Origin of the sequence: Pedobacter sp. W3I1 (genome assembly GCF_030816015.1) — a bacterium.
In the GTDB taxonomy this organism is placed as follows: Bacteria; Bacteroidota; Bacteroidia; order Sphingobacteriales; family Sphingobacteriaceae; genus Pedobacter.
Genome location: NZ_JAUSXN010000001.1, coordinates 5,980,883 through 6,006,855 on the forward strand (window position 1 = coordinate 5,980,883; position 25,973 = coordinate 6,006,855).

The window sequence follows — 25,973 nt, forward strand, 5'->3', positions numbered from 1 at the left end:
TAATTACGTATCAGGTTTCAAGGCGTAGCATTTTTTTGGCAATTGGCAATTACCTTCCGCCTTAAACCCTCAACCTTCTACCCTAATTCGAGCACTAAAGTAGTCTTAGCTGGTATTTTAATATTCTGAAAATTGATATTTTCACCGGTAATTACGTTTTTAGCGGTTGTAATCCCTTTTGTTCTTTCGGCAAAACGATCGGTATTTAAGGTTTTTTCTTTTTCGGTATTGTTTACAATAACCATTACTGTCCCTTTTGGTTCTGCATTGTAGCGGAAATAAACATAAATATCATTTTGAGCCACAAACTGCATCAGTTTACCGGTTTGTAATGCTGCGTTGTTTTTGCGGAAATTGGCTAAGGTTTTCACAAAGCTGAAGGCTTCATTTTCTTTATTCGTACGGCCGTCAGCCATAAATTTGTCTTTTTTGTCGCCTTCCCAACCACCAGGAAAATCAGAACGGATCAAGCCATCAGGATTGGAAAAGTTTTTCATTAAAATTTCTGTTCCGTAGTACATTTCGGGAATGCCGCGCATGGTTAACAAGATACTCATTCCCATTTTGTATTTATCAAAATCTTCGCCAACCATCGAATAAAAGCGGCTCATATCGTGATTATCTAAAAAGATGCAATTGGTATTTGGATTTTTATAAAGAAAATCGTGAGCCAATGTTGCATACAAACGGTTAATTCCGTCTACCCAACCATTTTTGCCGTTGATTCCTTCGTAAATCGCATCTTTTAAAGTGGCATCGGTAATGCCCTGCAAATGAGTATCGAAACCACGGTTAACGGTATTTCCACCTGTAAAAAAGGCCTGATTAGCTACCGCAGTTACCAATGTTTCGCCAAAAACGGATAGATGCGGAAATTCCGCCTGAACTTTTAAAGCCCAATCGGCCATATAAACCGGATCGTTATAACCGTAAGTATCCAAACGTAAACCATCAATACCAGCATACTCGATCCACCAAATGTGGTTTTGGGTGAGGTAATTCTGCACATAAGGATTGGTTTGGTTTAAATCGGGCATTGAAGGCACAAACCAACCATCTAACATCTGTTTACGATCTGCCGCAGATGCATGCACATCCATCACAGTCTGATCGCGGTAACTCGTTTGTGTGTATTTTGGCCATTGGTTTAACCAGCTTTTCATTGGTAGATCTTTATAAAACCAATGCTGGGTGCCAATGTGGTTGTGTACAATATCTTTAATCACCTTTAATCCTTTGGTATGGGCAATTTCTACATACTTTTTGTAAAGTGCATTCGTACCATAACGGGGATCTATTTTATAATGATCGGTTACCGCGTAGCCGTGATATGAAGCTTGTGGCATATCATTTTCTACCTCTGGAGTCATCCAAACTGTTGTTACCCCTAAATCCTTCAGGTAATCGAGGTGGTTAATCACGCCTTGTATATCACCGCCATGGCGGTAATACATGCTATCGCGGTTTAATGCGGTTTCGGTTAAACCCTGAACCACATCGTTGCTTTTATCGCCGTTCGAAAAACGATCGGGCATGAGCAGGTAAATAAAATCTTTGTTGGTTACGCCCTGAATCCTGCCTGCACTTTTATCGCGGTTTTTTAATTCGTAAGTATAACTGAATATCTTTTTGCCCTTTACAGAAAAATTAATCGGGAAACTCCCGGATTTTACGGTAGCGGCAATTGTTAAATCTAGGAATAGATAATTGGGATTTTCTACTTTGTTAACCTTAATGAGTTTCACCCCTGGATAGGTTAAGGCAACTGTGGCATTGGCAATGTTATCACCATGTACCAATAATTGCAATTTAGGGTTATGCATCCCCACGTACCAGAACATTGGCTCTACACGCTCCAGCTTTTGGGCGAATGCATTATTACAGACCAGAAAAACAACCAACACCAATATTACTTTTTTCATTAGGGTTTACACATTATTAAAGTGATAGATATAATTGAGCGAGGATTCATCATGCAAAACTTTTGAGAAGGAGAAAACCCGCAGCACAGAACGCGCTGCGGGGAATATTAAGTTAATTAACGATTAATTCTTGACTATTGTATAGGTACCACCGATAACCGATGTGGCAGCAAGGGTTGGGTCGGGGTTATTCACAGATAAGGTGATGGTATAGTTTCCTGCAGTTGCCACGTTAATATCAGCGCCTCCAAGTGTAAGGTTAGTTCCCCCTCCCAGGTTAACAGCCCAATCGTGATTCATTCTGAATTTAAGCGGACCAGCTTTGAGGTCTAAAGTAATCCTCCAGGATTCTTTTCCATCATTAATATATTTCATGTCAGTGTCAGTCCCCCAACCACCTGGCGTAGCGTCACCAATAATTGACCAAAGTTGAAGTACAGGTTTTATTGACCAGGTTTTGGCATTCATATCAACAGTCACCTGTTTTAATCCGGCTGTACCAGCATTAAGGTTGCCGCCAGTAGAATTTAAAGTACCACTACCACCATCACCGTAATTCACATCCCATTTTTTCTCAGGAGTAATTTTAAATTCCAGTTTGCCTGTAGGATAGTTGATCACCCCTTTGTAAATTCCATTACTGGTTAAAGATACAAGACTATCAGCTGTTGGTGGATTCCAATCTGGAGAAACTTGGTAAGCTCCGGGGGCATAAATCCATGCTGATGCTAAATATGGTGTTGCCGTTAAGGTAATCACGTTAGAATACGTCATGGCATTAACTGCCGGGCCAGATTTTAATCTCACTTCCACTTGTGTCGAAGTGCCAATTACTCCACCCAGGGCCAATAGCATGGTATTAAACTCACTCACCGTTGGGGTGTAAGAGGCATTGGAAACCACTACTTCTCTTGCTGTACTGAAATTCTTCCCTTTAAGGTCAAATTGCAGCGTATTGCTTACCGGAACAATGTATCCGGTTACAGTTGGTGCTGGGAATGACAATGTTAGCGCAGGCCTTGTTTGATTAGCCTGTATTAGGTTCAAAGCTGTGGCCGATGCTGTTAAAGTACCTGCCGGACTTACATTTGTGACAGTTTGAACTTCGTCTTTTTTGCAAGACCAAATTGTAGTGGTTATCAAACCAAAGATCAATATTTTAGAAAAAATCGATTTCATCTTTTTAATTTTTAGAAATTAATAACCTGTGTTTTGAACCAAATTCGGATTGGCAATTAAATCTGCCGCTGGAATCGGGTAAATGTTACGGTAAGCTGGAATAGATGTTCCGGCTTTAACCCCACCTTTAAACGGCCATAGGTAAGTACCACCTGTAAATTTACCATAACGTACTAAATCGGTACGGCGGTGACCTTCCCAATACAACTCGCGACCTCTTTCGTCTAAATAAAAATCTGTTGTTAAAGCAGCTGCGGTAACATTACCGTTTGTATTGCCATAAGCTCTTTGGCGCAACCTATTTACGTAAGTTAGAGCATCTGTTACATTACCGCCTGAACCACCTCTGGCAACGGCTTCCCCGTAAATAAGATATTGCTCTGCCAAGCGGAAAAGGGCAAAATCTAAAGAGCTGAATGTTCCATTTAATGATGCAGGAGTTGTACCACCTGACGTTACATTTTTAAACTTGGTCACCTTTAAACCATCATTAGGATCTGAAATAGCATCTATTGTTGCTTTCGGACCAACAAAAACACCGCGTTTATCAATAGATCCTGTGGTATTTGGAAATAAGGCTGGCAAATTCTGACGAGTACGGTTACCTGCCCAACCACCATTTGGCACACCATACTCACCTGCCACCATACCCGCAGCATCAGCTGATGTGTATACTGCTGCATTGATTAGGAAAGTGGTACCTCCATAATTGGTTCCGTTAACACCATCATAATTAATGGTTAATATATTTTCGGTGTTTCCAATATTGTTATCGGCTTTAAACAGATTAGCGTAACTCGGATTTAAATTATAACTGGCTGCAATAACTTTGCTTGAATAGGTAATTGCTTCTGTGTATTTTGCGGTACCTGTATAAACCTGAGCGTTTAAATATAACCTGGCTAATAATGCCCAGTCTGCTCCTTTATCTGCACGACCATAATCGTTAGCACGAGGCTCAGCAAGGTCGCTTTCTATAGCTTTTAATTCTGATTCTACATAAGTAAACAATGCTGCACGCTGAATCTGTTTAGGATTAACCTTTCCAATTTCATCAGCCTCCGTTACAAACGGCGGATTTCCAAATGCATCTAACAACACCCAATACTGATAGGCGCGTAAGAAACGTGCTTCTGCACGGTAACGCGCAACACTAGTTGCATCAGCTCCGGTAATATTACGGGAAGCCAATTTATCGGCAGTGCTTTGACGTAAATAATCGTTAACCAGGGTAATCTGCGAGATACTGCGTGAGTATAAACCTCTTAAAAACTGGTTATCGGTAGACCAGGTAGCATTGTCTAATTCAGGAATCCCTGTATCGCCCCAATTACATACCGCTTCATCTGTTACCAATTCTTGTGAGGTCCAAAATAACCTTAAAAAATCTGCGAAACCAGCGTTTAAGCCCCCAACATCGCTATTATCTGAACCCGATGGACTTGTTAATCCATAATTTGCATATAACCTCACCAATTGTTGTTTGTAACCTGCAGGCGTAGCATACGCAATATCTGCTGTTACATCATTGGTTGGTGTTAGATTTAATGCTTCTTTTTTGCATGCGTTTAATGATAGCACTAAAACCGCCGATGCCAATATTATTTTAAATGAGTTTTTCATTTGTTTAAATTTTGTTTTCATTTGTAATGAAGCTGCCATGATTTCATTCTATTGTGTGATTTGAAAATCATGACGGTTTCATTGTATTTCTTCTATTAAAAACCAACGTTTAAACCTAGCGTGTATGTTCTTGGTCGTGGATACAGGTTATAATCAATACCTGTAGCCAATTCCGGATCAAGACCTTTATATTTCGTTACAACAAAAACATTCTGACAGTTTGCTGAAAGTCTCATCGTTGCAGTTCCATCTTTAGATAATTTGCCAATATTATAGGTTAAACCTAAATTATCCATTTTCAGAAAGGATGCATTTTTGATGTAGTAATCGCTCAGGTATTGTGTATTGGTAAAACCAGTATTCAATATATCGCTGCTAGCATTATTAAGGATACCTACTGAGCTCAATAGATTTGATTTAATACCAAAGTTCGAACTCACGTTATCATAAACGTAATTACCTAAACTGGCTCTTAAAACCGTATTAACGCTCCATTTTTTGTATGTAAATGAGGTATTGAAACCAAAAGTAAATTGAGGATCTGGCGATTTATAGAAATACTGATCATCAGTTGTGATATTACCATCACCATTTAAATCCTGGTAAACACCTTCCAATGGTTTGCCGCTGGCATCGTAAACTTGTTTGTACACAAAATACGATTGAGGAATCTGATTAACCGCATTGTATTTTAAGTGGATTCCTGTTCCGCCTGAGATATCGCCTGCATCGATTTTAAATCCAGAGTTCGGGTTCAAGGTTAAATTGGTTACATTTCTTTTGTTATAAGAAGCATTTACACCAAAATCCCAGGTGGTATTTTCAGTTTTAATGGCTGTAAAATTTAAGCTTACTTCTGCGCCTTTAACATCCATATTACCTACGTTGGTAACCAGTTCATTGCTGAAGTTTGTTCCTACCGGAATGGTAATCTTACTCAATAAATCAGAGGTTTTTTTATAATAAACATCAATGCTACCATATAACCTTCCGCCTAAAAATCCATAATCTAAACCTGCATTATAAGTAGTGGTAGTTTCCCATCTCAAATCAGGATCATATCCGGCTGGAGCATAATAATTGTAAAAAGTGTTGCCAATCTGGTATTGACCGGTATTGCTGCTGGCGTAATATTTAGCAATGTAATTGTAGTTACCAATGTCAGCACCATCCTTGTTACCTGTTTCGCCATAACTTAATCTCAATTTCAGATCAGAAAGCACTTTGCTGTCTTTAAGGAAATTTTCTCCGATAATTCTCCAGGTAAAACCTACTGAAGGGAAATATCCCCAACGGTTGCTTTCAGCAAATTTTGAAGAAGCATCAGCACGCATCGTGGCCGATAGGATATATTTATCTGCTAGTGTATAGTTAAGTCTTCCATAGTAAGAAAGCATTTTATTACGTTCTACAGAAAATGGAAACACCGGTGTAACGATTGGCGCACCTAAACCCGTGTAATTGGTAAAGTTATAACCAGTGGTTGCAATATCATAATAACCGTAACCAGCAGTTACATCAAATCTACTTTTAATGCTTTCTACCGTATGTGCATAATTTAAATAGAACTCGGAAAACTTATCAGCTCCTGTTTTTAAAGCCCTTGAAAATGAACCACTTGTTGCTGCTGCCTGAGCCGCGTAAGTGGGCACGCTGATGTTTCCATAACCTTTAGATACATCGTATCCAAGGTTTAAGTTGGCATGTAATTCCGGTAAAAAGTGAAATGAGTAATCGAATTTAGCGTTACCTACACTTCGTGCTGCATTACCGTTATTATCCTGTAATCTAATTAATGCAACAGGGTTACGTGGCGCATTTGGGTTTGGAACCATTGCACTTCCTGTACCTTGTGTCCATTCGAAATAGTTACCGTATTGATTATTAGCATTAATTGGCTGCGTTGGATCGAACTGAATGGCTGAGTTAATTGCGCCAGCATTTGCAAAATGCGAATCGGTTAGCGATCCTTTTAAGTTTAAATCGATCTTTAAATGATCTTTAAACAATCTAGGCGACAAGGTAATTGAACCTGTCCCACGTTTTAATTTATCAGTAATCAATAAACCATCCTGATCTAAGTAACCTGCAGAAACACGGTAAGGTACACCTTTGAATGAACCTGCTATACTCAGATTATTATCAGAAGTAAATGCATGCTGATAAATGGCATCCTGCCAATCGGTATTTGCCGTTCCCAACAAAGCCTTTTGTGTAGCGTTTCCGTTTGCATTAACATAAGCGCGAACCTGATCTGCAGAAAGTACATTTACCTTTCTGGCAACCGTTGCAATGGAGTTATTGGTACTGAAATTTATTACTGGTGCACCAGAACCACCTTTTTTAGTGGTAATTAAAATTACTCCGTTTGATGCCCTTGAACCATAAATAGCTGTTGCATTTGCATCTTTCAGTACGGTAAAAGTTTCTATATCGTTCGGGTTGATTAGCGATAACGGGCTTGGTGCATTATCGATAGTGTTACCGCTAAATGGTACGCCATCAATTACAATTAATGGATCGTTACTGGCATTTAATGATGCTCCGCCACGGATACGGATCTGACTACCTACTCCGGGCTGACCACTGTTAGAGATGATGTTCACTCCTGCTACCTTGCCCTGAATTAATTGTTCGGGCGTTGTAATCGCACCTTTTTGAAAATCTTTCGCACTTACTGTGGTGATAGATCCGGTTAGGTTTTTCTTTTCTGCAGTACCATAGCCGATTACCACAACTTCGTTCAGTTTTTGTGCATCGGGTACCAATTGAAAATTAACAGTAGCATTTGCTGAAATGCTTACGGTTTTATCTAGGGTTTGATAACCGATAAAACTTGCAGATAGCGTTATCGAACCATTCGATAAACTTGCTAGTTTATAATTACCATTCGCATCAGTTGATGTACTTCTTGTAGTTCCTTTTACAACTACAGAAGCGCCAGGTAATGGCAGGCCGGTTTCATCAAGCACCTTACCAGACACCGATCCGGTTTGTGCTTTTACCATTAATGCTGAAAAAACTAACAGCACCAAAAGCCCCTGTTTTAACAGGTAAAATACTCTCATATTTGAAGCTCGTTTAAGTATAAAAATTTGGTTAAATATTATAGTGATTTACACATAGGCCTAATTTACAGCTGTTAATGATATTTCAAAATTTATTTAAAAAATATATTTCGCATCAAAATTGCAGCAGGAAAACGAACCTAAAAATTAGCATTTTAGCACAAGTAAAAATCAGCATTAAATAACTGCAAAAATTATAACAACTTCATAATCAACATATTGAAACAGTTAAATTTTAATTTAAAGTGTAACTATTACACTAAGTAATTTTTAAGGCTTTTTTCGGGAACGTTCCCGAAAAAAGCAGGTTAAAATTTAACAATTTTTCGGGAACGTTCCCGACAATCGATCAAAATTCTGCGTATTTTACACTAAGTGAAGAAATTTTTTGAGAATTTCAGGCTAAAAACAAACCTCTTTTTCGGTGTCTTTTTTACCCGTTTGCGGTCGAATTCCGCTTGATAATTTTAGATTCTAAAACCACCTCATTTGACAGGTTTTTATCAGCATGATCATCTAAAATAGTAAACAGTAATTTAGCCGATTCCTCTCCGATTTCGGTAGCCGGTTGGGTGATGGTGGTGAGTGAGGGATTTAACAAAGGCGCGATTTCCAAACTGGAGAAACTGATCACTTTTAAATCTTTGGGGATAATGATACTGAGATCATAACAGGCATAATAAGTGGCAAAAGCCAAACGTTCTACCGAGGTGAAAACACCATCGGGTTTTAATTGTGTTAAAGCCTCTTTGATGATAACGCTATTTTCTTCATAACTGTTGCTGCAATCCACAATAAGGTTTTCTTCGAAAGGAATCTGGTGTTTGGACAAGGCATCAATGTAACCCTGCATACGGGTTTTACCAATTGATAAACTTTTATTCACCACCAGATAAGCAATTCTTTTGCAGCCCTGCTCTATTAAATGTTCTGTTGCCAGAAAACTACTATTATAATCATTTGTAATTACCCTTGGGGTATCAATGTCTTCATAAATCCGATCGAAAAACACCAATGGCAATCTTTTACTGCCAAATTTATTCAGGTAATTATGATCGTTGGCTTCTCCAGAAACCGACATGATAATGCCATCGGCCCTACCGTTGTGTAAGTGGCGGATAAAAGTTACTTCTTTTTGGTAATCATCGTCGGTAACGTAAATCAGGATGTGGTAACCATTCTCCCGCGCTACCCGCTCTATACCATGAATGGCCTGCGAAAAATAATTATTGGCCAGCTCCGGAACAATAACGGCAATGGTTTTACTTTTTTGTTCCCTTAAATTACTGGCATAATGGTTGGGCTGATAGTTTAATTCCTTTGCTTTGGCTAAAATACGCGCTTTGGTAGCCCCATTAATGTCACTATTATCCCTAAAGGCCCTCGAAATTGTAGAAGTAGATAAATTTAAGGCTTCTGCTAACTTCTTAATATTAATACTATCCATTTTTGGCTATTAAACCCAATTAATTTGAATAAACGCTGTAAATATAAACTATAAATGTCCGAAATATTTTATAAGCTTTAAAATTATGCATTTCGCATTGAATTTATGTGGCTAAACATTCTGTTAAGAAATCTGGTCTCAAAAGCCTTTGATTGATCCGTTGGTAAAATTCTTTAAATAAATATTCTTTTTTTTTAAAACAAAAAGCATCTTTACCACATTAATTATTATACGCTATTAATCATCTTCTCATTATACCGATTGCAAAACAAAACAGATGAAATAAATTATAAAATGGGAAATAAGAAAATACTCATCGCAGATGATGACGAAGGAATTGTTGATGCTGTGACGATGATTTTGGAAGTGATGGGTTATGATGTTGAATTTACATATGATGGTGGGGCAGTGATAGACGCGGTAAAAAATAAGCCAGATCTGATTTTGCTCGATATCTGGATGAGTGGCCATGATGGCAGGGACATATGCAAACAGCTTAAAAACGACCCTCAATATAAGGAAATTCCTATTTTAATGATTTCCGCCAGCAGGGATATCAGGCAATCAGCAATGGATGCCGGTGCAAATGATTTTATGGAGAAACCATTTGAGATGGATTCGTTACTGAATAAGGTAGAGGTATTGTTGGATTAGCTCAATATTCCTAGAACCGTCACCCTGAATTTATTTCAGGGTCTTTTACATGATAATCCTGTTAGGGAAATTAATAATGAATCAATTAAAGAATTGCAGTTAAATGGATCCTGAAACAAGTTCAGGATGACGAACGTAAGGGAGGTCTACATAACATAATCTTAATCTCAAACTTTCTGTTCATTAATCTCCTTAAAATAAATCCATTGGGGCAATTGCTTAAAAACAAACTCCGTTACCTGGCAAAGCCAAAGTTTATGGTTATTAAATTCCCCTCTAAAGTTTTCTAACAGATAATCTTCACCACCGCCCAAATTCTCTTCGCGTACATAAACAAGATCTAAAATCCCGGCATTTTCAATAGGCGCATCAGCCATCAATAATTTGCATTCACTTTCGGTAGAGGCTATCCAGTTTAATAAATCATCGGCACCTTCTACCATTTGCAAATCGGCAATATCTCCACCCCATTCTGGTAAATCGGCACACCATTCGTGTTTTGCATTTTTACAAAACGAATTGCTCTTTCCATATTTTGTAAAGAAAAAAAATCTAACTCAATAATCCTGATAAAAATCACGAAATTTAGATCATTGCATGTCTGATTTAACTCCAACGGTTTTAAGAAAAATAATTCATATTGATATGGATGCATTTTATGCATCTGTAGAGCAACGTGATTTTCCTGAATACCGGGGCAAACCCATAGTGGTTGGAGGTAAACCCGATAGCCGGGGCGTGGTGGCTACAGCAAGTTACGAAGCACGCCAATATGGAATCCGCTCGGCAATGTCGTGCAGTAAAGCTTACCAGCTTTGCCCAACAGCAATTTTCGTATATCCCCGTTTTGATGCTTATGCTGCGGTTTCGAAAGCCATCAGGGAAATTTTTAGTCGGCACACCGATATTATAGAACCCCTATCGCTGGATGAGGCCTACCTTGATGTTACTGAAGACAAGCTCGGCATTGGATCGGCTATTGACATTGCTCAATCCATTAAAGATGCCATTAAAAATGAGTTAAATTTAACTGCCTCGGCTGGCGTATCGATTAATAAATTTGTGGCCAAAGTAGCTTCAGACATGAACAAACCTGACGGTTTGACTTTTATTGGTCCATCGAAGATCAAAGCCTTTATGGAAGACCTGCCGGTAGAAAAATTCTTTGGGGTAGGCAAAGTTACCGGCGCCAGAATGAAGGCCATGCAGATTAATACGGGTGCTGATTTAAAAAAATTAACAGAAGCACAGCTTATTGCCCAATTTGGGAAATCGGGAAGATTTTATTATAAAATTGTGCGTGGTATTGATGATCGCCCGGTTCAGTCGCATCGCGAAACCAAATCAGTTGGTGCAGAAGATACCTTTGCAGAAGACACCAATGAAGATTCGGTGATGCACGATCTGCTCAAACAGATCAGTGAAACGGTAGCCAAACGTCTGGAAAAATATCAACTAAGCGGAAAAACAGTAACCTTAAAAATCAAATTCGCCGATTTTAAACTCATTACGCGTAGCCGCTCTTTTGCTACACCAATAAACAAAGCAGCGGTAATTTATGCAGAGGCGATTAAACTTTTGGAAGAGGCAGCTATCGGCTTAACCCAGGTACGGTTATTAGGTATTACCTTATCGCGATTTTATGATGATGTGGAAATAGAAAAGCCAGAAAGCAATCAACTGGAATTTGAGTTTTGATGATTAATGCTTAATACATGAATTTCGTAATTTAAAAAGCCAATTTCCATTTGAAGCGCTAGGCCTCTGCAAATCAGTAAATGCCTTCCCGTTTTACGCTTATACGCTTCGCTTCCTCGTACCTCGTTGCTACAGGGTAACGCTGCAACCGGGGCTAGGTGGCCACAGCAGAATGTCATTTGACGGGTTGCAGGAGCAAAACCATTGTTACTAAACCAGATTGGAGCGAACACGTAGTGCAACGGAGTAAAGCGTAAAGCGGGACTGAAGCCTGCCAAGAACCACAAGCCAATCATTTCCTAATTCTAATAGCTACTAAATAGTTTTTTTACTTGTGTATATAATATGGTCAATTTCGGTCTGTGGGGACACAGACCAAGGAATAGGAATATACTTTATTTCGTCAGCGAAACACTAACTGATAGGCTAAGTTTAACACCCCGTCCTACGGACACCCCTCTGAAGAGGGGAATGAAAAAGGCCCTGTAACCAGATACAGAGCCTTTAATTATTCATTTTGAGGGGTAAATTATTTGCCAGCTAATTTATCGGCAAGCATTTTCATATAAAAACCGCCCACTACACTCCGTGCTTTAAAATTATCGCGGATACCGGTATTTGAATCATAAAAATCGTTCAATGGCACTCTCGATTCGGTTTCGATAGCATGTTTGTAAACCGGGTGAACCAAAGCCTCGAATTCTCTTTGTGTTGGTGCAAAAGTAGCGGTCCACAAAATCCAGTCGTTTTTAGTGTAGGCCTTTCTGCTATCCAACGGAATGCCATATCTATTTTGTTTAGTCAGGTAATATTTGGTTTCTGTTTCGTATATCTTTTGCGGAAACAGGTTTAACTTTAGTACCTTATCCCAAACCAGGTTATACTTCTGGCTCCATGTATTTTTATTATCAAAAGTTAAGGCATAATGATCGCCGGCATCGGCCATTTCAATCCATTTCGGCACCATACTTTCGGCAATAGCCCTGTATTTTTTGGCTACATCATCATAACCTAATGTTTGGGCCATCTGCGCATAACAGGCTATACCTACAATCGCTTTTACCGATAAATTGGCATTGCGGGCCAGGTGGCCAGCAAAATCATCGGTACATAATTGTGTTTTTGGATCTAAACCCTCCTTGGTTAAATAATCAACCCATGTGGTTAAGGTTTTCCAATGTGCTTTGGCATAATCGGCATTTCCTTGCGCTTTGGCAATTGCAGCAGTTAAAATAATCATATTACCCGATTCTTCAACCGGCATTGGCTCACCATAAGTTTGTCCGTTTGCCAATGGGTAAGTTCCCAAATCGTGAGCTGCCCAAGGGTGAGGATATTTTCCACTTTCGCTGAAATAGAAAATACCGTTCAACATGCCTTGTAATAACTCGGGATTATAAATCAGGTACAATGGTGCCGAAGGGTAAGTTACATCGACGGTGTTGATGAAACCACCACTGTTGTTTTCTTTAGATAACCATAAAATCTCACCTTGTGGACTCTTTACCAAAGTATGCGCTGCAATACTCTGGCGGTAACCTAAAACACATAAATCGGCGTATTCTTTACCACCCGATTTTAAAGCATCGGCATATAAAGTTTGGTTAAAGGCCTCGCATTTCTGGATCACGGTTTTGTACTCATCTGCAGCGGCGGTTAGTTGTGCTTCAATGGTTTCTTTACCTGAGGTATTCCACCATGGTCTTAAATTTTTGTTAAAATATTGAACCGAATAAATTTCATCATAACCCAGTTCAACATATTTTTCTACCGCGGCTTTACCTACTGTTCCAAAAGGGATAACGGTATTTAATGCAAGCATTTTACCCTGCTTAGCGGTTGAAGCTGAATTGCCTTTCCTAAAAGCATCGGCAGCATCTTTTTCGGCCGTTACAAACTGAATGGCATTGCTTGTTTTTGGCGCAGCTACATAAAAGTAACCCCAATCAATCCGCATATCATCACTTGCTTTTTGAAGAACCGGCTGTTCTACTGTGCCCGTTTTTAATACCGATAATTTAGCTGTGTTGTATTTACTTGCCGTAACTTCTTGCGTAGGACGATAAACCGCAATGTTTGATGACGCACTGAGGTATATTTTTACCTGGTGAGTTTTACCGTCATTTGCTTTTACCTGGTAGGAAACATAAGAAACCGGGCGTGCAAATAAACCCAAATCGTTCATTAACAAGGGAGAGGTAAAAGTTAATTTTAAATCAATCTTACCACAGGTAAAGTTATAAATGGTTTGTGTGGCATTAATATCAACACTTTTTTGTTTAGCTACCTGTACTTTTTCGGCATTATCTTTTAAACGCTCTACCAAACCAAAATCGAGGAAACGACCACCAGCAGTATTAATCAGGTGGATGGCAATTACATTCGATCCGGCTTTTAAAGCACTTTTATCGCTATTACTTAAGGCAATATATTGGAAATTATTGGTCCAGCCTTCTTTGGTGTAGATTTTCTTCCCGTTTAGGTAAACCTCAATATTATCATCGTGATTGATCTTTAAAAACAGTTCGTTTATTGATGCAGGATTAGCGATGTTAAATGCTCTTCTTACCCATATATCGTGCGATTTCCATAATGTTTTTACATTTTTGGCATCATCTCCTATTGGTGCATTACCTGTTTGCCAGTTACTGGCGGTGTAGTTTGCAGCCTTCCAATCGCCCTGAGGTTCGGTTTCTGTATATTTTACTTCGTAACCTTTTTCATCTGAAGCAGGTACAACCGTTTTATAGGTAGTGGTTTCTTTACCTAAAAAGCGATAAATACCACCATCAACATTAATCATTCCTAAAAGAGAATGATCGGCACCCGTCCAATGTTGGGTAGAAGATTCGTTTAACTTATCGGTGCTCGACCAGATACTAAAGTAAGTATTGTGTGTAATTAAAGGATAAGATGGTGCCTTTCGCTCTTGTGCCTTTAGCAGCCCGCCTACAAACATGCAGCCCAGTATGCCTAAGAATTTTAAAGTGTTGATTTTGTTCATCATTTGTGTGTGTATTGAAATCGGATGTTATATTTTGGTTAGATTTAACGCTGGTTAAACGTTTTACTAAAGTATAAAATATAATTTACTTTTTGCAAAAGAAGTCTGTTTTTAATTGTCTAAATGACATTTAAAAATAACCCTCAAAAAAATACATGAAGTGATTAAGCTCCATGTATCTTTCAAATTGTGCATAAAACCTATAAACTAAGGTTGTTTTTTGTTGATGGTCCACTCGGCCAATTGAAACACGCGACTTCCTCTGTTCGATTTAATGTAAAGGCGGTAAAATTTGTAAGCAATGTAGTTATCGAAGTGGAAAAGCTTAGTAACCCCTCTGCTATCCTTTTCATTTGTATTTAACCAAGGGCATACCGTAACCGTATGCAGATCGGTATACTGGATACCATCTAATGAGCCCTGCAAAATCCAGAATCTTGGATCGCGGTCTGGTGCATCATTACCCGAGGTTAACGTATAAGCACCCACTATCTTTGGAGTATTTAGCTCGAAGGTACATTTTTGCGTACCATCAAAACCGGCCTGTAGGAATTTCGTATTGATATCCTGATCGACCAGTTTTTTGGAGCCTTCACCAGAATCGGCCCCTGCACCAGCTTCCAGGTTAACTGAAAATTTACCGCCAATGGTTTTCATGTAATTTTCACCACAAATGGAGTAATTTATGGTCGGATCGACCACATTAAGCATTACTTCTTTTGCTGCAGTATAACCCTGACCATTTCTTGTAGTTAAGGTTACCTTATATTTCCCCGGGAAACGGTAAGTATGTTTTGGGTTCACCACAACAGAGGTACTGTCATCGCCAAACTGCCACAATAAACTTTTATAATTTGTAGAACTTCCGGTGAACTGGTATTCTAAAAATTTCAATGTATCGGGTTTTACAAAAGTAAAACCAGCTGTAGGTTTAGGTTCATCTACTACTGGAACCACTTCTTCTGCATCTTTCTTACACTTTACTGTTGTAATTACAATAAGTATTAAAAGAGATAGAATACTGAATAATCTTTTTATGTTATTTTTCATATCTTATTAATATTTAAGGTGTTGGAAATAATTGAGATTTTGGTATTACTCTTTTTGACAAAATATTTGGAACTTCAATTTCCAGATAAGCCTGCTGCCCGCCAACATTTTCGCGGTGATGTGCTTCTATTTTATATCTTTTACCACGTTCTAAAAATATGGTACCCTTACGCGAATCTTTATTCCATTGGGTGGTATAATCGTCTACTAACGCTACGCCATTAACATATAGTCTGGCACCATCATCCCAACGGGTTTGATAGAAAGTATAGGTACCACGCACTGGTGCTAAAAACTCTCCTGTCCACCTGGTCGCAAAGTTATCCCGGCTTAATTTAGTTTCAGCCGCATTTTTCACATTGTCTGGCCATCCATCCTCACTAAAGTTAATGGTTTCATCAATTCTTGTCACAAATGGTGCACGCCCATCATCCGGATCCAATTGCGTATTAGTATAATATTTTGCTGTCAAACCTGTACCAGTTCCCGTGATATAAGAGTTGTTATCTAAATTTACGTTAGGATCTACTACCACGATTATTTTGCTTTTTGTAGGATGAATCACATGGTTTGTAGCATCGCTAATACTGAAAGCAAACGCGAATTTCTTATTCGCAACGATATTGGCATCAAAAACCGGCCATGGTATCTGAAGTCTAACGATTGCACTGGATGCCCCTGTAGCAAATCGAACTAAAGTATCAAGCGAGTAATCCTTGGCAGCCAAATGTATCGCATCTGCAGGCAAAGTTCCCCTACCTACTAAAGTGGCAATAGTATCTACATTTTCTTTAATTTTAATATTGAATGCAGTAGACGGCTGATTCTCTAAACTTACAATAAGTGGAATGGTTACCCCAGCTGGTCCTACAATGTATTCACCCTGATAAACCACATTATATATACCGCCACCATTTAAAGTTAAGTAGTGTATATCAGTTTGTTTTAACAGATCTGCAGTATTAATAATTACTAAAATGGTCGATTTACCTGCTGCAATTTTGTTTCCTTTGCCCGGAGCTGATAGTTTTAAGGCAAAAACAACCTTTTTACCATAATTACGTTCCAATACCGATCTGCGAACAATGGCAATACCTTCGCTGTTATCGGTTCCATAAGCAACGTTAATTACATTGGGATATTCCACCGCAGCAGACGGCATGAGTACGCCATTTGCTATAGTACCGTTGTTAATTAACTGTGTAACCGTATCGTTATTTAAGGTTAAACCTACCTGAAAAGCTTCTTCTGCCACCCCGGTTAAGGAGATTTTAAAGGGAACTTTAACGTATTCATTATCGATTGAAACATTTCCGACCACAATACCCTCGCCTGTTATACTCCGGGTGGCAGCATCTGGCAGCTTCAAATCATCTACTTGTGATTTGCGACAAGAATAAACACCAATGATGCTTAAACTTACCAATGCGATATATATAATTTTTTTCATTTTATGCTGTTTTAAATTATCAGATAATCGTTATTGATCCAACCAAACCCGGCCATCAAGGCCCCAGGCCTGTTTATTGGCAATCTTTAACCAGTTTATAATCTGCGCCGGAATATCTGATGTTTGCGGAACAAATATCGCGAGTGTTTCTGGTGCAGGAGGGCAGATTAAATCGTTAAAATTCTCCCAGGTATAAGTTCCCTGAAATTTAAAGTCGTGCGCCTGAGAACTTAAATCAGCCATGATATTACCGTTACCATCCGTTGCGGGCCAATACCCTACGAGAAAATTAAAATATGGATGACTTTGATCGATTGAAGTTTGACAGGCATAGTTGCCGATCATTCCATCTGGAACAGAAAATTTAAAAAAGCGGATGTCACTTACATATACATCTGGTACTCCGTGTCCATTTCCGTTTAAAAATCCTAATTTTAAAGGATTCGAATTTGCCAACGAACCTGAACCTGTAATTTCGAGCTCATTATTAAAGCTACCATTGGTATAGGTACGAACAAACCTTTGTCCATTACGCACCTCTATTTTTGCCGTTAAATTTGTCCATTTCCCCTTGGTAAAACTCCCCCCCCTACATTGGTGGTAATCTCCATCTTTGGTACCTCGCCACTCAAAATACCAATAGTCTTCTTCTAAATAAATTACCCAACCTACGCTCGGGTGGCCACCAGACCATTCGTTACGTTTACCTAAAACACTCGGCCAGAAAAATTTGTCTTCGTTCTTTTTAACCTTAAGTTCTATGGTCACTTTTGTAGTGTCATCTATATTGTAAACATTTGCGTCAGCAGCATCAACCTGTGCCCTCACATCTTCTCCTTTAAAACGGATGGTTTTGCCTAAATACCTGTTACCCGTAAATGGCTTTGTTAAAATTCGTTTGCTGTAGGTTGGTGCATAATAAATTACAAATGAATTTGCTTTAGGCTGACTAAAAATGGTTTGGTCATCGGCATTTGCAGGTAATGTATACGGCCCACCGGCGCTAGATGCGATCACAACCAACCACTGCTCATTATTATAGTTTGGGCGTTTTTTTAATGCTGTTAAGATTTCACCTACCGAAGTATCGAATTTTTCGATGGCTGTTTTATAGGCTGGGAAAGAAATATCATACCCAGATCCGGCAGCTGCACCAGCCGCATTAACCCCTGTAAAGTGGCCTACAACTACAGCAGCTGTATCGCTTGTTAAATTACTTATTAAGCCTGCTTTAACGGCATCATCATCTGCCACCAAGCTACTCGCATCGGCTCCTGTATTTAACGATTTAAAAACCGCTGATGAAGTATAGGTAACAATTTTCGATTTTGCACTTACCTCTTTAATCCTATTGAAGATAATTGGGTAATTCTGCAGATTGTTATTCGTTAATGCATCAGTGGTAACTTTATGTTTATCTTTTTTAACCCCGGTTAACATATTTGCCCAATTGGTTGCATTTGCAGTTGCATCAGGATCGCTTAAACCTACCCAACTATAGATAGCGTGCGGCAAAATCGCATCGATATTTGGTGTATTTGCATCTAATACCGATTGCCCCCTTGCTCCATCAACCACTAAATAGAGCACCTTACGGTTACCGAATTTTACGGTTGTGGTATCGTTGGCATTCTTGTCGCTAATTGTTCTGTCGAATTCCTTATTACAAGAAAATATGGCCGTGGTGATTATTGCTGCGATTAAGCCAATCAATAATTTATATTTTTTCATCATACTCTTCCTAATTTATATTTTGGTTAGCTTAATCTACTATTCGATGGTTACCCTGATAATGTGATATAATGGTAGATTATCAAAACGATAGAATTCACCAATTAACAATAATGCTTTTTTACCATCTGCAGATTTAGTTTCGATCACATCAGATAAGCCACCATTAAAAGGACCTGTAGAATTGTATCCTTTTGCCAATGTTCCTGTCGGTGTTAACACCATAAAACCATTTCTGGTAACGTTATTGTATTTAATAAAGTTGCCGCTCACTACAATTAATCCATTATTAAGCTGCTTGGCGAAACCAGGAAAACCACCTTCAAATGATTTGGAAGCAAATGTCTCATCTAAAGTTCCATTATCATTTAAAACCGCTATGCCAAATGCTGGTTTACCATTGTATTGGCTAAAGATTCCAGTGATTACATATTTTTTTGTAGTAGCATTATAGGTACATGAACTTATGGTATTATCTGCCCCTGAACCGGGAGTAAAAGAAGGATCGATGTTTCCGTCAGGATTTAAGCGAACAATACGATTGGCCGGTTGACCATCAAACGTATTAAAGCTGCCAAATACAACCAGTTTTTCCAATTTCTCGGCATCGGTATGCATATAACTATCGATATTTCCATTTCCACTTTCCTTTCCTTTATTTGTAGTAGTGTTAAAACGGAAAGTTTTATCAAGGCTGCCATCTAAATTAAAGCGCAATACCTGGCGAATTTCTGTACTGTCCAGTATTACAGTATCTCGGGAAAAATCATAATTAAACTTATCATAGGTTCTTTTTACATAATACCTAAAATCGCCTGTTGCTAAAATTTTTCCCTGATGGGCATATACACGGTTGATATAACCATTGGTACCACCATTAAATTTTGGGAACCATTTTTGCGTAACCGTATCGGTAAGCGTTGGCTTTCTTTTGGTTTGGATTTTTATGGTGTCGATTGCTCCACTAGTAAACAAACTGGTAATGTTGCTGATATTTTCGGTACGCTGGTTAAATCCGCTAAAACTACCCGCAATAATAAAGCGACCGCCAATTTCCAAAACCCTAAATAATGGACCATTCGCCCCTTTTCCGGTACGGAAAGTACGATCGTATTCTCCGTCAATGGATGTTCGGGCAATTCGATTGATTGGAACCACCCCGCCTTTGTTATCAAAGTTGGTAAACCTACCTACAACAATAGCTCTTCCATCAAGCATTTCGTACACCTGACTTACATAACCATTTGTACCCGCTATCGCTTTAAAAGTAGGATCGATTTGAATAAGCCCGGATACGGTAAAAGTTGGCCCAATAAATAATTGGTCACCAATGGCGATTGAAGTTACGCCCGTACTTCCATTTTCGGGAACTTTAACCTTTATTTCAGTGGCAGTTACACTAACCACTTCGGCCTTTTCGCCGTTAAACATAAAGCTTAACTGATCTTTATATTTATCAAAACCAGCAGCTTTGATGGTTACAGTTGTACCCACCAGTCCGATTGCCGGAACAGGTATATCGGTTTGCGAAATGGCCACACCCAGGGGTGACTTTGCATCAGCATAAGGATCGGGCAGCACTTCGTCTGCCTTTTTACATCCTTGAAAACTAAAAGCAATCAAAGTGATTATTGCGAATATAAATTTAATTTTTTTCATCGTTTAATTTCTTGAGGTAAAACCAATTATGACTTATTTTGAGGGATCAGAAGGTGCTAAACCACTAAAATATACATCACTAAAAAAATCATTCCGGTTAAATCCAAAAAAAGCACCACCAACGATATCATTATAGGCCAAGGCATGCACTACACCATTGGTGGGTTTTATATCAGATGATGATACCTTATTGATATACCAATTATCATTTGGTTTTGAAGCATCAGGAATATAAGTCAAATTGAGTTGGCGGTATCCAATATATTTGATATTATTTGCGGTAGCATAGGTTACCCCTATGTTAGAAATATTACCTGCAAGGGAATAATATAAGCCACCTGGATACACACTCCTCACATCAAAATCTATCTGCTGATAGTCCTTTAATCTATTCACCCCTTTAAACATGTAGCGTTGCAAATATCTCCTCCAAATTACCGGACTAATCTGGTCTAAAGTTTTAACGGTATCTTTTCCGGAGTAAAAAAGGAAATTATTTAATCCATCAGTTCTGATTGTTCCGATTGTTTTTTTGATTACTTCATCATCAGGTGCAAAAAAAGTAAAGTCCTCATTTGAAAAGGTACTCTCTAAACCCGCCAGCTTTACAATTTTGGCCACAGTATCAAAGGGTACCGTTTTAGCTTGCAAGTATTGAAGCATATTGCCTTTGAAATTAGGATCAGCCAGGCCTCCATCTCGATAATATTCATCTTTTTTACAAGCATTTAAGAATATCAATAGGGCAGCACAAGCAAAAATTAGCTTTTTCATATTTCTTTTATTATAATAATTAATTACCACCATTAACCCAATACTCATTCAGTTTCATATATGGATTGTTGTTCACTGCATCTGGGCTTATAGGCCAGGTCCAGGCACCACGACTAAATTTATCTGATGTAAGCACATTGTAAGAATATTGACTATTTAAAATTCTCTTTGTTCTTACCAAATCGAAGTAATGATGGCCCTCGCCAATCAATTCCCTTGAACGTTCGTAAAAAATAAATTCTTTAAGGTCTCCATTTGAAGGCGTATATGGAGATGCACCAGCGCGAGCTCTTACCAGGTTTACCAGTTTTATGGCTTCGGTATCTTCACTTATATTTGCAAGAGCCTCTGCCGCAAGCAGGAGTTCTCCACCATACCTAAAAATCATAAAAGTGTTGTCAGGATTGGCGTCTTCCTCACCAACGATAAAAGAGTTCTTGGCATATTTTAACAACATAAACTTTCCATTATCTGAAAAAATATCTTCATTAAACCAGGTTGTTATCCTTTTATCGCTGCCATCCTGAAAAATTTTCTGCATGTACTCTCCCCTGTAGTAAGCAAAACTTACACGGTGGGTATACTCAGGCCTTTTGTATGGGTAATGCAAAAACATATCGGCAATAGGGGCAACATTCAATACCGCATCACCATAGTTTATACTTTGATAAAACTCAAATAAGCTTTCTTCGGAACGGCCTTTAATAACCGTTGACCACTCTGAAAGTGGCAATAACCGATAGGCGTTACTCGCTACCAATTCCTTGCCCAAAGCCGCGGTAGCTTGATAATATTTGCTGGCGTTAGCCCCGTCAAAACCAGCGTTCCACATATTCATTTCCATCATTAAAGCAATAATGCTTCCCCTACTTGCCCGTACGCCTTTCAAAGCAGGGTCGCTATAGGTAAATGGAATTTCATTTTTGTGACTATTTAAATCGGCAATACATTTATTGAGAACCGATACGAAATTTTCACGTGGTAGTGATGTAGAATGAAACGCATCTGTATAATAAACAACATCTCCATATAACCTAACCATGGTAAAGTAGCAAAGTGAGCGAATAAACGCAGCCTCAGCTTTAAACTGTCCTTTTTCTGTATCGGTAACTCCTGGTACGCCCTCATCTAATTTTGCGATCAAGATATTGGCGCCCTGAATGGCCCTATAATAGCTAGTCCAATTTGTTATTCTATCAAAATTGTAGTAATCCCATGGCTGTCCTCTTCTGATCAGGTTTAATAAATCGTTTCTGCCTAAATATTCAACGAATTCACGCGATGACGCGTTGTCTGACTGGCTTTCGTGCAATACTTCGCCTGACCTATATTCACCAACCGCACCAATGTAATGTGTTTCGTTTATTTTGCTAAAAACAATCCTCGATAAATCATAAATATTGGCCACAACGTCTTCTTTAGACTGGAAATAGTTGTTTCCCGTTAATTTATCAAGAGGCTGTATGTTTAAAAACTTTTTACATGAAGGCAAGCAAAAAGACGCCACGATAACTAAAGTGTAAATGATAACTTTTTTCATAATAAATATTTTTAGTTGCCTGTATTAAGTTCTAAGTTTAAACCAATGTTATACGTACGTGGCACAGGATAACCGTTAGAAATATCGCGACCTAATGCAGTTACGTTTTCTGGATTTGGACCACTGTACTTAGAAAATGTAATCAAGTTATTCGTTGAACCAAATATCCTTAAATTGGCAAGTCCAAATCTGCTTATCAACTTTTTATCGAACATGTACGAAAGCGTTAAGTTGTTAATTTTCAGATAGGATCCACTTTCCTGCCATAAAGTTTGATCGGCTCTTAATGGCTGAATATTTCCATAACGGGCAAAATCGTAAGGGTATGGGTATTTAGCCACATCGCCAGGTGCCTGCCAGATATTCAAATCACCTAAAGGTACTACCGCGTTTAAGGCAAAAGGATCCCTCATGATGGCAATACGATCGGCAAGAGCGTTATTCAAGATTGTTCTATCCGCGGTATAACTTGCGTACATATTTAGGCCCCATTTTTTATACCGCAGGGTAAATGATAAACCACCAGTAAACAACGGTTGTGAGTTTCCGGTAATTTCGTAATCTCTGCCATCCAGAATATAATCGCCATTTACATCTTTTAAGATCGGGTCTCCCCCGTAAAAGAAGGTGTTATTGGTTTGGTATCTTTTTCCGGTAACCGGATCTACTGGCACATCCGCATCGGTACCATAAACGCCCTGGTTAATTCTTAAATAGTTTGATAAGGTATTTCTGCCCACACGGAAAACATTGTGTTGCAGGTAACCAGAGCCATCGAAACGGATATATTGCCCGTTATACTCTTCTGGTAATTTTAACAGCACATCTCGGTTATACGCTCCGTTTATGGAGAAAGATAAGTCAAAATCTTTACTGGTGATGGCCTTTACATTTAGGCTGATTTCAGTACCGTAATTAGCGATACCCAAATCATTACTCGATAATTTGTTAAAACCCGTGGTATTTGATAAAACACGATCGAACAATAAATTATCTACCTTTTTGAAATAGGTATCCACAACGATCGAGAATCTGTTCAGGAAGCCTAAATCAAAACCAAGATTGTACTGACTGGTAGTAGTTGGCTTTAATGAAGGATTTGGAATTAAATCATAGTCGATACCAATGGTTTGCGTATTGTTGTAATTTCCATTTAGGTTATAAATACCATAAATACTTTGAAGATTACCTGTAGGTACAATATTTTGGCCCCATGTTAATCTTACACTACCATAATCTAACCATTTTTGATCTGTTAACCAGTTTTCTTTATTAAAATTCCACCTCAAACCCACTGAAGAGTTTTTAGAATATGGATTTTCCAAACCGCTTGATGATGTACCATCTAAACGGTAAGAGAATTCAGCAACATATTTCTTATCGTAATCGTAAGATAATGAACCTGCAAAAGACGCGATTGTTGCATTTTTATAACTACTTAAAACCCCACCACCCCTTGAGTAATAACCGTCGTAACCGATTGGACCCTGAAGCTGATCGTTTGGAATTCTTTCCTGTCTGCTTATGGATGATTGTGAACCTTGTTTATAAATTTCGTTAAATGTGTTAATAAAGAAATTATGCTTTTCGCCTAAGGTTTTAGCGTAAGTGATCGCGTTTCTATTATATAACTGGAAGTTTCTTCCGTTATAATCATAAAGTTTGGCAAACTGTCCGTTGGCCGCAGCTGGCGTAAATGTTGTTTCAGTATCTGAAGTATAATCATAACTTAAGGTAGATGAAGCCGCAAAACCTGGTATAAATTCATAACGGGCATCGATATTCGCTCTTAAGTTTCTCGAATTATTATCATTCAGCGTTTGCAAAGCAGATAACACCCCACCAGATGCCTGATAAAACGACGGAGGTGGTAATAGTGTTGATGCCTGTCCGTTTGCAGCTACACCCGATTGAAGTAAGCCGGCACCGTTACCTTTATTTTGTTTACCTACCGAACCGTTAACAAAACCGAAAAATCTAAATTTATCATTCGGTTTAAACTCCATGTTCATGTTCAAATTGTAACGGTTATAACCTGTATTTTTAATTACGCCTTTTTCAGAATAATAACCCATATTGGCTTTATAATTGAACTTTTGATCACCGCCATCCATAGCCAGGTTATGACTTTGGTTAAAGGTAGTTTGGTAAAACACATCCTGCCAATCAGTGGAATTGTTCCAATATGCGTTTAAACTGTCGGCAAGGAAAGGTGTATTGCTAATCCCCCTGATTTGATTAAGGGTCTGCGCGTTTAAAATAATCTGTTGAATCTTTAATTGACGTTCAGAATTACCACCTAATGTTTCGCGTAATTTAGGCGGTGCATTAACGAAAAAGTTCGAGACATATTTAATACGCGGCACTTTCGAGTTACCTCTTTTTGTAGTAATGATGATTACGCCATAAGCACCTCTCGAACCATACATGGAAGTTGCCTGCGCATCTTTCAGGATTTGGATATTTTCGATATCCTCCTGAGGGATTAGCGAAAGTGGGCTCACCCCGGGGCCCTGTGTTTGAAAACCAAACTCTGCTGCTTTATCCGCATCTAAAGGCACCCCATCAATAATATATAATGGTGATGTAGGTTGTAAAAATGAATCGTTACCACTACCAGATATACTTAAACTCGACAAACCACGAAGCTGAACCGATCCTCTGAAACCCGGCGCGCCGGTATTGTTCTGGATATTTAATCCCGGTACTTTACCCTGTAAAAGTGTTTCTATATTGGATACAGGAACATCGGCTACATCTTTATTGGTTAGCACGGTTACCGAACCCGCAGTAGTTTCTTTCGGCCTATTCTGATAAGCTACAATAATTACCTCGCTCAGATCTTTACGGTCTTCGCTAATGTTAACTGTAATATTGGTTTGATCAGTAATTTTAACTGATGAGGTGTTGTAACCTAAAAATTTAAATAAAAGTGTTCCTCCAACAGGTACGTTAACCGAAAACTTTCCATCGCCATTGGTTTGCGTTAAGCCCTTATTTGTGCTCTGCAAAATAACCGATACGCCTGGCACCCCCTGTTTGGTATCTTTATCCAGAACCCTACCATTTACAATAATATTTTTTTCTTGCGAATAGGCATTCGTACCACATATTATACATACAATAAGTAATGTATATAAAAGTATATTTCTTTTCATAATATTAGCTTTATTG

At 38.6% G+C, this 25,973-nt stretch carries 15 protein-coding genes and 1 pseudogene; 2 read left to right on the forward strand and 14 right to left on the reverse strand.

Features of this window, described 5'->3' with window-relative positions; genetic code table 11:
• Nucleotides 1–77 precede the first annotated feature (77 nt).
• The 5 genes from QF042_RS24455 to QF042_RS24475 all read right to left on the reverse strand — a co-directional run bounded on the left by QF042_RS24455 (nucleotide 78) and on the right by QF042_RS24475 (nucleotide 9,239).
• On the reverse strand, nucleotides 78–1,922 hold the full coding sequence (locus QF042_RS24455; protein WP_307532767.1) for a glycoside hydrolase family 13 protein: 1,845 nt from the start codon (nucleotides 1,920–1,922) through the stop codon (nucleotides 78–80).
• Nucleotides 1,923–2,045: 123 nt separating this feature from the next.
• A complete protein-coding gene (locus QF042_RS24460; RefSeq protein ID WP_307532768.1) occupies nucleotides 2,046–3,101 on the reverse strand; it encodes a SusE domain-containing protein in 1,056 nt (351 codons plus the stop codon).
• 18 nt (nucleotides 3,102–3,119) lie between these two features.
• Nucleotides 3,120–4,724 carry a RagB/SusD family nutrient uptake outer membrane protein gene (locus QF042_RS24465; protein ID WP_307532769.1) on the reverse strand — a complete coding sequence of 535 codons (1,605 nt, stop codon included), beginning with the start codon at nucleotides 4,722–4,724 and terminating at the stop codon, nucleotides 3,120–3,122.
• 95 nt (nucleotides 4,725–4,819) lie between these two features.
• The gene (locus QF042_RS24470; protein ID WP_307532770.1) at nucleotides 4,820–7,792 is read right to left on the reverse strand and encodes a TonB-dependent receptor; all 2,973 of its coding nucleotides are present in this window, start codon (nucleotides 7,790–7,792) and stop codon (nucleotides 4,820–4,822) included.
• A gap of 433 nt (nucleotides 7,793–8,225) precedes the next feature.
• On the reverse strand, nucleotides 8,226–9,239 hold the full coding sequence (locus tag QF042_RS24475) for a LacI family DNA-binding transcriptional regulator (RefSeq protein ID WP_307532771.1): 1,014 nt from the start codon (nucleotides 9,237–9,239) through the stop codon (nucleotides 8,226–8,228).
• A gap of 294 nt (nucleotides 9,240–9,533) precedes the next feature.
• On the opposite strand from QF042_RS24475, the gene QF042_RS24480 reads away from it, so the two are divergent.
• A complete protein-coding gene (locus QF042_RS24480; RefSeq protein WP_307532772.1) occupies nucleotides 9,534–9,893 on the forward strand; it encodes a PleD family two-component system response regulator in 360 nt (119 codons plus the stop codon).
• Nucleotides 9,894–10,060: 167 nt separating this feature from the next.
• Here the strand turns inward: QF042_RS24480 and QF042_RS24485 are convergent.
• A pseudogene (locus QF042_RS24485) lies at nucleotides 10,061–10,399 on the reverse strand (DUF6717 family protein); the annotation flags it as partial.
• A 91-nt stretch (nucleotides 10,400–10,490) separates the two neighbouring features.
• On the opposite strand from QF042_RS24485, the gene dinB reads away from it, so the two are divergent.
• Nucleotides 10,491–11,591, forward strand: coding sequence for a DNA polymerase IV (gene dinB / locus QF042_RS24490; protein WP_307532773.1), 1,101 nt, complete (start codon nucleotides 10,491–10,493; stop codon nucleotides 11,589–11,591).
• A 529-nt stretch (nucleotides 11,592–12,120) separates the two neighbouring features.
• Here the strand turns inward: dinB and QF042_RS24495 are convergent.
• The 8 genes from QF042_RS24495 to QF042_RS24530 form a co-directional block, all read right to left on the reverse strand.
• Nucleotides 12,121–14,595 carry a glutaminase domain-containing protein gene (locus QF042_RS24495; protein WP_373459108.1) on the reverse strand — a complete coding sequence of 825 codons (2,475 nt, stop codon included), beginning with the start codon at nucleotides 14,593–14,595 and terminating at the stop codon, nucleotides 12,121–12,123.
• A 207-nt stretch (nucleotides 14,596–14,802) separates the two neighbouring features.
• Nucleotides 14,803–15,645, reverse strand: a complete 843-nt coding sequence (locus QF042_RS24500; protein ID WP_307532775.1) for a PKD domain-containing protein — start codon at nucleotides 15,643–15,645, stop codon at nucleotides 14,803–14,805.
• A gap of 13 nt (nucleotides 15,646–15,658) precedes the next feature.
• The gene (locus QF042_RS24505) at nucleotides 15,659–17,095 is read right to left on the reverse strand and encodes a PA14 domain-containing protein (RefSeq protein WP_307532776.1); all 1,437 of its coding nucleotides are present in this window, start codon (nucleotides 17,093–17,095) and stop codon (nucleotides 15,659–15,661) included.
• A gap of 30 nt (nucleotides 17,096–17,125) precedes the next feature.
• A complete protein-coding gene (locus tag QF042_RS24510) occupies nucleotides 17,126–18,829 on the reverse strand; it encodes a DUF4983 domain-containing protein (RefSeq protein WP_307532777.1) in 1,704 nt (567 codons plus the stop codon).
• 36 nt (nucleotides 18,830–18,865) lie between these two features.
• Entirely contained in the window at nucleotides 18,866–20,485 is a 1,620-nt protein-coding gene (locus tag QF042_RS24515; protein WP_307532778.1) for a DUF5008 domain-containing protein, read from the reverse strand.
• A gap of 33 nt (nucleotides 20,486–20,518) precedes the next feature.
• Nucleotides 20,519–21,259, reverse strand: a complete 741-nt coding sequence (locus QF042_RS24520) for a fasciclin domain-containing protein (RefSeq protein WP_307532779.1) — start codon at nucleotides 21,257–21,259, stop codon at nucleotides 20,519–20,521.
• Between the two features lie 19 nt (nucleotides 21,260–21,278).
• The gene (locus QF042_RS24525) at nucleotides 21,279–22,799 is read right to left on the reverse strand and encodes a RagB/SusD family nutrient uptake outer membrane protein (protein ID WP_307532780.1); all 1,521 of its coding nucleotides are present in this window, start codon (nucleotides 22,797–22,799) and stop codon (nucleotides 21,279–21,281) included.
• 11 nt (nucleotides 22,800–22,810) lie between these two features.
• Nucleotides 22,811–25,957, reverse strand: a complete 3,147-nt coding sequence (locus QF042_RS24530) for a SusC/RagA family TonB-linked outer membrane protein (RefSeq protein WP_307532781.1) — start codon at nucleotides 25,955–25,957, stop codon at nucleotides 22,811–22,813.
• Nucleotides 25,958–25,973: the final 16 nt, after the last annotated feature.